The organism is Microcoleus sp. B4-D4 (assembly GCF_036705185.1).
Lineage (GTDB): Bacteria > Cyanobacteriota > Cyanobacteriia > Cyanobacteriales > Microcoleaceae > Microcoleus.
Genome location: NZ_JAUBTX010000040.1, coordinates 52282 through 61041, shown reverse-complemented (window position 1 = coordinate 61041; position 8760 = coordinate 52282). Strand labels below are relative to the sequence as shown.

Sequence of the window (8760 nt, the reverse complement as noted above, 5' to 3'; positions counted from 1 at the left end):
CCAGAGCTACACTCTTTTTTTACACTATTATTGTATGAAATACTTTACCATAAAAACGAACAAAGTACACAGCCTAGCTGGTGGGTGAAGCCCTCGCTCCCTTTCGCGGGCAACTGGTCATTGCTACCAAATTCGGGTTCGACATTAGCCCTAATTCCGATCCGCGCGGGATGACGGGTGCGCCCGGACTGAATAGCCGACCGGAGCATATCAAGCAGGCTGTGGAGGGTTCGCTCAAGCGACTCAAGGTTGAGGCGATCGACCTCCTCTATCAGCACCGGGTCGATCCGAACGTGCCGATCGAAGACGTGGCAGGAGCAGTGAAGGAACTGATTCAGGCAGGGAAAGTGAAGCACTTCGGACTCTCTGAAGCAGGCGTGCAAACGATTCGCCGCGCCCACGCAGTCCAGCCGCTCACGGCTCTCCAGAGCGAATACTCGCTGTGGACGAGGACTCCTGAGAAGGAAGTGATACCGACGCTTGAGGAACTCGGAATTGGCTTTGTCCCGTACAGCCCGCTGGGCAAGGGCTTTCTCACTGGCAAGATGGACGAAAGCACGACCTTCGACAGTTCCGACTTCCGCAGCACCCTGCCTCGCTTCACAACCGAGGCACTCAAGGCCAATCAGGCTCTGATTAATCTACTCGGCAGCATCGCAGAGCAGAAGCAGGCAACAACTGCTCAGATTGCGATCGCCTGGCTGCTAGCTCAGAAACCGTGGATCGTACCCATTCCAGGTACTACGAAACTGCATCGCTTGGACGAAAACATCGGAGCAGTCTCAGTGGAACTCACCCAGGGCGATCTGCGTGACATCGATGACACCGCCTCCAAGATTACGGTACAAGGCGATCGGTATCCTGAAAAGCTGGAGCAAATGACCGGTCGTTGAGCAGCGAAGAATACGTTCTCTCGTTGAGTTTTCGGTCACTGTAGCAGACTACATACGCGAGACCAACGACTGCTCCGGCAATACCGTCGAGTGGATGGAAAAGGTCAGCGGTGAACAAGACTTGATTAAGCTCCGACTAAAAGGAAAATAGGCGTTGCTGATTTACGGTATGCAAGGCAAAATATGCAAGTCATATCAATTCCGTTAGCATCGGAATGATATAAAGAAACGGAGGATACGGCAGTGCCGTGTCCCTACAATCGATCGTGGTAGGGACACGGCAGTGCCGTGTCCTCTATATCATTCCGGTGCAGCCGGAATTGATATCATAGAAACCATTTTCGACACAGTTTCTGGATGTTAAACTTATTTTTTCATACCCTGATTGAGCAACGCCTCTGTGCGAATGTTTTGTGTGGTTTAATTGTCTACTGCCATCAACCTAAGAAGCACTCTCTTGGGTTTGATTGGATTTTGCCTCCTTCTGCTTAACCAGAAATGACGTTAGTTAAAACTGATATCTTGCACCATTCTCAATTACTTGCTTAGGAACAGGGAAGATGCCTGTTCCACAAGAGATAAATTTTATTGTGGAACAGGCAAGATGCCTGTTCTTGACAATGGTGCAGGATGTGAGTTAAAACGGGATTTCCTCATCTTCATCTTCCACAGTCTTCGCCGTCATCCGCCAACTGGTAATATAATCAATTTTCACATCAATTTTGTTAATCGCTTCCCCTAACTGCCTTTGAATGTATTGAGTCAGCGTCACCATAAAATCTAACTCAAATCCTGCAGATAGCGCAAGTTTAGCCAACCTAGCAAAATCCACCTTCAAAATTGAAGAACTAGATAACTTAAAATCGGGAGTAGTGTTCTTATTTTGCACCAACATTGCTTTTTTGATCCGCTCTTTCAGATGCTCAACTTCTGAATCCAGCAACTTCCATTCAGGCAAAATTTCTTTGTACCTTTCCCCCAATGCTGTGAAATCCTCAGTCTCCGGTTGTGGCGCAACTTTCTTAGTAGTTGATTTTCGACCCTGCTTGATCGTAGAATTCAACCGCCAACTAGCAATATCTTCAACTTCCAAAGATGGATCGGCGATGAGTTTGCCTAACTGTTTTTGAATTTCTTTCGTCAGCGTCACCGGAAAATTCAACTCAATTCCCTCAGCTTGCGTTAGTTTCGCCAGCGTCATAAAATCAACTTTCATCGCTATCGAACTGGAAAGCTGAAAATAAGAACTATCTTTGAGATTTTGCGCCAGCATCCCCGCTTTAAATCGTTCTTTAACTTCAGCAATTTCTGCATCTAGGGGCTTCCAATGAGATTCTATTTCCTGATATTTTTCCCCCAAGGCGGTCAAGTTTTCTGTGGCGGGATCGGGGTAAGATTGGGCAAGGATTTCTCGCAGGCGCTGATGCACTTTCGCTAAATAAACCGCGTCCATTTTGGCATATTCTAGCTGCTTCTGGGTCAGGGGACGGTTTGCCCAGTTACCGCTTTGTTCTGTTTTATCTACATAAGCAATGCCGCAAAGTGTTTCGATTAAAGTTTTGAGCTGTCGGTTGGGTAATGGTAGAATGTAATCTGGAATTTTTCTTGCCATTTGCAATGTGCAAGTGACATTTTGAGCGTCGTCATTGCCCAGAAATCTGATATCATAGCTGGCGTTGTGGAAGACTTTTTCAATATTTAGATTTACCATGATTTGGCTGATGAAATTTTTCGCCAATTCAGGTTTATCTAATACATCTAGTAAAAACGTGGCATCTCCTGTCGCATCGGTGGAGTCTGCTAACACTTGAATCAGAGATAATCTGGGGTTGGATTTATAGTCTGCTATTTCTGTGTCAACCCACAGAATTTTAGCTTGGGAAAATTGAGAAATGACTGCTTTGATGTCGTTTGCTGCTGTTAAATAAGGCATTTTTACAGACTTTTGCTATTAAATTTAGACTTATATTATGCTATAGCAATTATCGGATCGATTGTCAACGATTCAACCGCCGGATAGGGCATTGCGGTGTCCTGGAGACACGCAAACCTCAGAAACCCGGTTTCTTCCTATATTTCTCGTTCCTGTTTGCAAAACTCGTAGAAACCCGGTTTCTAGCCTCCCGTTAAAAAAAGAATGCAGTCGATCGCACTATTGAGGATTCTCGCGAACTTCCTCTAAGAACCAGTTACCTACTTCTGTATTGTCCGTCTGGCGACTGCGGCGCAAACCTTCCTCTAACAAAGCAACTTTTAGGCCAGGCAAAAGTTGAGATTCCGTCAGACGTTCGCTTCCACGGTTAGCAATTATTTTAAAAGCAATAACTTGCGCTTTTTGTACGTCTACTACCCAATACTCAGACACTCCTAATTCTTCATAAATCATTCTTTTTGTTCCCAAATCGTCAACAAGAGAACTGTCGGCAATTTCAATTGCTAAATCTGGGGAAACTGCGCTATCTAAATTCACTACCGAACTGCCGCGAGGTGCCATTTGTACCCGGTCTCCGATGTAGTAAGAAGCATCAGGTTGAGCGCCTCTGACACCTGTTTTGGCGTAGCTACAGTTGACCAGCAGTCTCATTTTTATACCTTTAGCAATGCCAAATAAATTGATTAAGATGACGATAATTCCGTTGTCATCAGCATGATCTGCCCCGACTGCTGCCATTTCAATCCTCAACTGTCCGTTGTAGTAGTAGCATTTTGCTCGATCGTACTCCGGCTGTTTAATAATTTCTATATATTCATCCCAAGTCGCTGTAACCCAGGTATCAGTTAGTAGTTTGGTTTGGAGTTGACTCATCATTACCTCACCGGAAAAAATATTTGACTTTTGAGGGAAAACTTCTGAGTAGGGGCGATCGCACTTTTAGCATTCAACAGCAGTAAGGTGCACCGCAGCGCACCCTACAAACTATTAACCTATGACTCCTCTGTCGCTTCCTCAGATGCCGATTCTTCGATCGACTCTTCACCCGAAGCCGGCACCAAAGCCACAGCTACAATTGAATCATCCTCATCCAACCGCTGCACCCGCACGCCTGTTGCAGTGCGCGATTGCGTGGAAATTGCACTCACAGCCTGACGGATAATAATACCTCGGTTGGTAATAATCATCAACTCATCATTGTCGTTGACAATTCGCAGCGCAGCCACGTAATCCTTAGCCTTTTTCGACTTGAATTTAGTAGCAGTCAATCCCTTCCCAGCGCGTCTTTGCAGGCGGAATTGAGAAACTGGAACCCGCTTGCCGTAGCCGTTGCTAGTGATTACCAACACCGAGGGAACTTCGCTGCTAACTGCGGGAATTTCTTCGGCATCTTCGCCTTCAATTTCCTCGGCTTGCAGTTCTAATTCTTCCTCTTCAAATTCCACATCTTCAGCTTCTAATTCAGCAATTTCTGCTCCTTCAAATTCCAATTCTCCCGATTCTAACAGAGCAACTTCTGCTCCTTCAAATTCCGATTCTCCCGTTACCAATTCAGCAATTTCGGCAATAATTGAACTCGGTAAAATGTCCATGCTGATCAGCTCGTCGCCCGATCGCAATTTCATTGATTTCACACCCCGAGTCGCGCGGCCAACCGGGCGTAACTGTTCGTGATTCGTGCGGAAATGAATCGCCATACCTTGGCGCGTACCGATGATGATGCTATCACCAACTTTTGCTCTCCGTACCCAGCGCAATTGATCGCCTTCTTCCAGAGAAATCGCGATTAAGCCATTAGTGCGGATATTAGCAAAAGCCGAAAGTGCGGTTTTCTTAATGTAACCGCCGCGAGTCAACATCACCAAGTATTCTTCACTGGTAAATTCTGTCACTGACACCATAGAAGTAATTTTTTCTTCTATAGGAATCGGCAGCAGTTGCACCACGGGAGTGCCGCGAGCAGTCCGCGAACAGACGGGGATTTGATAAGCTTTGACAGAGTAAACTACGCCCCTGTCACTGAAGAACAAAACGCTGTCGTGATCGCAACAAGAAAGGAAATGTTCTACTCCGTCATCTTCCTTCATTTTCGCGCCTGCTTTGCCGCGAGTAGCGCGACTTTGAGCCTCGAAAGTGCTGACAGGCATCCGCTTGATGTAGCCTTGCTCTGTAATCAGAATAATTGCTTGTTCGTTAGCAATTAAATCTCTTTCATCGATTTCTCCCTCGGCGTGTTCGATGACGCTGCGTCTAGGAGTAGCGATTTTGGTTTGGATTTCGACTGCTTCAAATTCGGCGATTTCTAAGATGCGTTCCCGGCGCGCTAAGATATCTTCCAAATCGGCGATTTTAGTTCGCAGTTCTTCGTGCTCTTGCTGAATTTTTTGCGCTTCCAAGGCTGTCAAACGCCGGAGCTGCATTTGCAGAATTGCGTCGGATTGCTGTTCGGAAAGACCGTAATTATCGATCAATTCCTGTTTGGCTGCTGCGGAGTCGGCAGCGGCACGAATTAGGTGAATAATTGCATCTAAGTTGTCTAGGGCAATTAATAAACCTTGCAGGAGATGGTCGCGTTCTTCTGCTTTGCGGAGTTCGTATTGAGTCCGACGAGTAATTGTTTCAATGCGGAAGTCTAGGAAGACATTGAGGAATTGTGAGAGCGTCAGTAGTTGGGGTTCCCCATTTACTAGCGCTAACATATTGGCTCCAAAGTTTGATTGGAGCGGTGTTTGTTTGTAGAGGTTATTGAGGACGACGCGGGGATAGGCATCGCGTTTGAGTTCGATCACGATCCGCATTCCGTCTCTGTCGCTTTCGTCGCGAATGTCGGAAATTCCATCTAATCTTTTGTCGTTTACCAGTTCGGCAATTTTCTCGATTAGCGCTGCCTTATTTGTTTGGTAAGGCAATTCGGTGATAATAATTGCTTCTTTGTCTGGGCGGCCGACGTGTTCGATGGTTTCAATGTTGGCAACTCCGCGCATGGTAATCGAACCGCGCCCGGTGGTGTAAGCATCGCGAATGCCGCCTCTGCCGAGAATTTGCCCTCCGGTGGGAAAGTCCGGGCCAGGAATGTACTGCATCAATTCCAGGTCGGTAATTCCTGGATTGTGGATTAGCGCTATTAAACCGTCAATTATTTCGCCCAAGTTGTGCGGCGGAATGTTGGTGGCCATCCCGACGGCAATTCCAGAGGAACCGTTGAGCAAAATTTGGGGGATGCGTGCGGGGAGCACGAGGGGTTCTTGTTGGGAACCGTCGAAGTTGTCGCCGAAATCTACTGTTTCCGAGTCGATGTCGCGCAGCATGGAGTCGCTAGTCAGGGCTGTGAGGCGACATTCGGTGTACCGCATGGCAGCGGGCGGGTCGTTGTCAACGGAGCCGAAGTTGCCGTGGCCGTTGATCAGGCGTTCCCGCATGGAAAAATCCTGAGCCATCCGCACCAGGGCGTCGTAAACCGCTGTATCTCCGTGGGGGTGATACTTACCGAGCACCTCCCCGACGACGCGGGCGCATTTGCGGAATGGTCGATCGGGAGTCAAGCCCAATTCGTTCATGGCGTAGAGAATGCGTCGGTGAACGGGCTTGAGACCGTCCCTCGCATCTGGTAGCGCCCGACCGACTATTACGCTCATGGCGTATTCCAAGTACGATCGGGACATCTCACCACCCAGATCCGTCGGGATTATCCGCGACTCAGAGATACTCATAGGTTGAAAAACTCCGTTAAAACTTTAAATTTGACCGCTATAAATCTCAAAAATGCGATAAAATCGATTTGGATTCAGTAGAGCTGCCAAATATTGCAAATTACTCCTAAAATTATATCACAATTTGCCTTTGACTTTAGGGGCAAGTTGCCAGAAAAATTAAGGGACGAAACGAGGGAAATTCGTAAGTTGGTAGTTGGTGATTTAGTCATCAATTTGCCGGAGCTAGAAAGGGTTTTTGAGGCGGTCGGTTTTCATGTTTTGGTGAGCTTTTTTGAGTGCTATCTAAAAAATTAAAAGGGAGCATCGATCGCGCCATTTTTAATGCGTGCTATCGAGAGTTGGCAGGGGGTTAGATCTGGAAGCGAGTTCTCAACAGCGCGCATTAAGAAAAAATGCCTTTTACAAAGCCCCAGATAATCTCAATTAAAATGGTTGCCCGGACGCAATTTTAATTTCATAAAGCCGAATGTCGAATTAAATCAAAATGAAAATCTAAGATATAAAAAATTAACTCTAAAATCTGCTGATGCTACCCGTCATCTACTCCCCTGATTTTTTGCTGCACAAGACTGGAATGCTTCACCCAGAGCGACCAGAACGTTTAACGGCGATCGTCAATGCTCTGAAAGCTGCCCCTTGGGCCGATCGCCTTGACTGGCAACTGCCCGCGCCAGTGGCGCAGCGCCAAACAGAATTGTTCTCGGCGCTCAAAAAAGTTCACGCGCCAAGATACATCAAAGAAGTCGAACATTTGTCTCTTCAAGGAGGCGGCTACCTCGACGGCGATACGCCGATTTCTGCTGAAAGTTACGATGTAGCGCTGCTGGCGGCGAGTGCTTGGCTCGATGGGGTCGATCGAGTATTGGCAGGAAACGCACCAGCTTTCGTGCTGGCCAGGCCGCCGGGACACCATGCCGAAAACAATCGCGCGATGGGTTTTTGTTTGTTTTCCAATGCTGCAATCGCAGCGAAGTACGCCTTGGAACAGCCGGGAGTTAACCGTGTCGGCATCCTCGACTGGGACGTGCACCACGGTAACGGCACTCAATCCGTGGTGGAAAACTGCCGGAAAATTGCCTACTGTTCCCTGCACCAATCTCCCTGCTATCCGGGAACTGGAGATGCCGACGAGCGCGGCAGCTACGACAACGTGCTGAACATTCCGCTGTATCCCGGCAGCGGTATAGCTGAATATCGGAGCGCTTTTGAATCTCTTGTGGTGCCGTTTTTGTCAAATTTTCAACCAGATTTGTTGATTGTCAGCGCCGGTTACGATGCTATTGTCTCGGATCCGCTGGCGAGTATGAATCTGGCCCCGTCAGATTTCGGTACTTTTACCGGATATTGCTTGCAAATCACCAGCCGCCTCGTCTTTGGTTTGGAGGGGGGTTATGCGCTCAAAGAATTGGCCGAGTCGGTGGTGGCGACTATTGACCGATGCCTCAATTAAATGCAAAATTGACAGAGGCGAAAATGATGTTGAAAACGGATTAGTAAGGGATTGAGAGCAATGGCGATCGGCGGAGTTTTGTCGATCGCCCGATCGGCCCTCTCCCCTCTTCCTTCTTCCTTCTTCCTTCTTCCTTCTTCCTTCAACATCAGTGACTGGGATCACAAATTAAAAAGATCCGAGTCACATGGTTTCAAAGTCTAGGTCACAGATTTGTAGCCCAAAAATCACACGGTGTCAATGTTTTCGATCGCCCAAATAGGCCCTTGTACAAAGCATAATAGATATATCAGAGCCTGTGAAAATTTTATTTATCTCAATCAATTAAGAGGTTTATCATGTCAGTTACCCAAATGACACTCGAAGAATTATTTGGTCAAGTCATGTTCTCCAGCGTCGTGACTCGCCACGACCGGAGACAGCTCAGATCCGCACTCTTAGAAAGAACGCTGAATGAAGATGAGTATGCCATCATCAACCGACTGCTGTACAACGTGCGCCGCGGTTGGGTAAAAATTATCGATTAAAGACACCGCAGTCAACTCTCGTTTGGGAGTTAATACTACTTTCAATTTCGATTGGGGCATTGAAGATTAAAGAACTGGGAATGACCGATCCCTATCGGAGTTTATATCGGGGGCTTAGTCATTATTTGCATTGTTTGGGTAAGTGGTTAAAAGTAGAACTTGCCACCTGCAGAAGTTTTGGTTTTTTAATACTGCGATAGACAGTTTGATGTGTTTGAGAGCGGTGTTAATGATTCAAATCGCG

General features: G+C 47.2%; 7 protein-coding genes. 3 read left to right on the top strand and 4 right to left on the bottom strand.

The window, feature by feature from the left end; all coding sequences use genetic code 11:
- Positions 1-80: 80 nt before the first annotated feature.
- Positions 81-893, top strand: a complete 813-nt coding sequence (locus tag QUB13_RS23535; RefSeq protein ID WP_333385517.1) for an aldo/keto reductase — start codon at positions 81-83, stop codon at positions 891-893.
- Between the two features lie 637 nt (positions 894-1530).
- Here the strand turns inward: QUB13_RS23535 and QUB13_RS23530 are convergent.
- The 3 genes from QUB13_RS23530 to gyrA form a co-directional block, all read right to left on the bottom strand.
- Positions 1531-2826 carry a ribonuclease D gene (locus QUB13_RS23530; protein ID WP_333385514.1) on the bottom strand — a complete coding sequence of 432 codons (1296 nt, stop codon included), beginning with the start codon at positions 2824-2826 and terminating at the stop codon, positions 1531-1533.
- Between the two features lie 219 nt (positions 2827-3045).
- On the bottom strand, positions 3046-3702 hold the full coding sequence (locus tag QUB13_RS23525; protein ID WP_333385512.1) for a Uma2 family endonuclease: 657 nt from the start codon (positions 3700-3702) through the stop codon (positions 3046-3048).
- A gap of 116 nt (positions 3703-3818) precedes the next feature.
- A complete protein-coding gene (gyrA, locus tag QUB13_RS23520) occupies positions 3819-6536 on the bottom strand; it encodes a DNA gyrase subunit A (RefSeq protein WP_333385508.1) in 2718 nt (905 codons plus the stop codon).
- A 529-nt stretch (positions 6537-7065) separates the two neighbouring features.
- Between gyrA and QUB13_RS23515 the strand changes: the two genes are divergently transcribed.
- Positions 7066-7989, top strand: a complete 924-nt coding sequence (locus QUB13_RS23515; RefSeq protein ID WP_333091941.1) for a histone deacetylase family protein — start codon at positions 7066-7068, stop codon at positions 7987-7989.
- On the opposite strand, the gene QUB13_RS23510 is transcribed toward QUB13_RS23515, so the two are convergent.
- A complete protein-coding gene (locus QUB13_RS23510) occupies positions 7986-8138 on the bottom strand; it encodes a hypothetical protein (RefSeq protein ID WP_333385505.1) in 153 nt (50 codons plus the stop codon). The genes QUB13_RS23515 and QUB13_RS23510 overlap by 4 nt on opposite strands.
- A 189-nt stretch (positions 8139-8327) precedes the next feature.
- Between QUB13_RS23510 and QUB13_RS23505 the strand changes: the two genes are divergently transcribed.
- Entirely contained in the window at positions 8328-8516 is a 189-nt protein-coding gene (locus QUB13_RS23505; RefSeq protein ID WP_194008036.1) for a hypothetical protein, read from the top strand.
- Positions 8517-8760 lie beyond the last annotated feature (244 nt).

What these genes read in the sequence shown, in the direction of transcription:
- QUB13_RS23530 (WP_333385514.1), bottom strand. Translation starts at nt 2,826, where the DNA reads ATGCCTTATTTAACAGCAGCAAACGACATCAAAGCAGTCATTTCTCAA.
- QUB13_RS23525 (WP_333385512.1), bottom strand. Translation starts at nt 3,702, where the DNA reads ATGATGAGTCAACTCCAAACCAAACTACTAACTGATACCTGGGTTACA.
- gyrA (WP_333385508.1), bottom strand. Translation starts at nt 6,536, where the DNA reads ATGAGTATCTCTGAGTCGCGGATAATCCCGACGGATCTGGGTGGTGAG.
- QUB13_RS23515 (WP_333091941.1), top strand. Translation starts at nt 7,066, where the DNA reads ATGCTACCCGTCATCTACTCCCCTGATTTTTTGCTGCACAAGACTGGA.
- QUB13_RS23510 (WP_333385505.1), bottom strand. Translation starts at nt 8,138, where the DNA reads ATGTTGAAGGAAGAAGGAAGAAGGAAGAAGGAAGAAGGAAGAGGGGAG.
- QUB13_RS23505 (WP_194008036.1), top strand. Translation starts at nt 8,328, where the DNA reads ATGTCAGTTACCCAAATGACACTCGAAGAATTATTTGGTCAAGTCATG.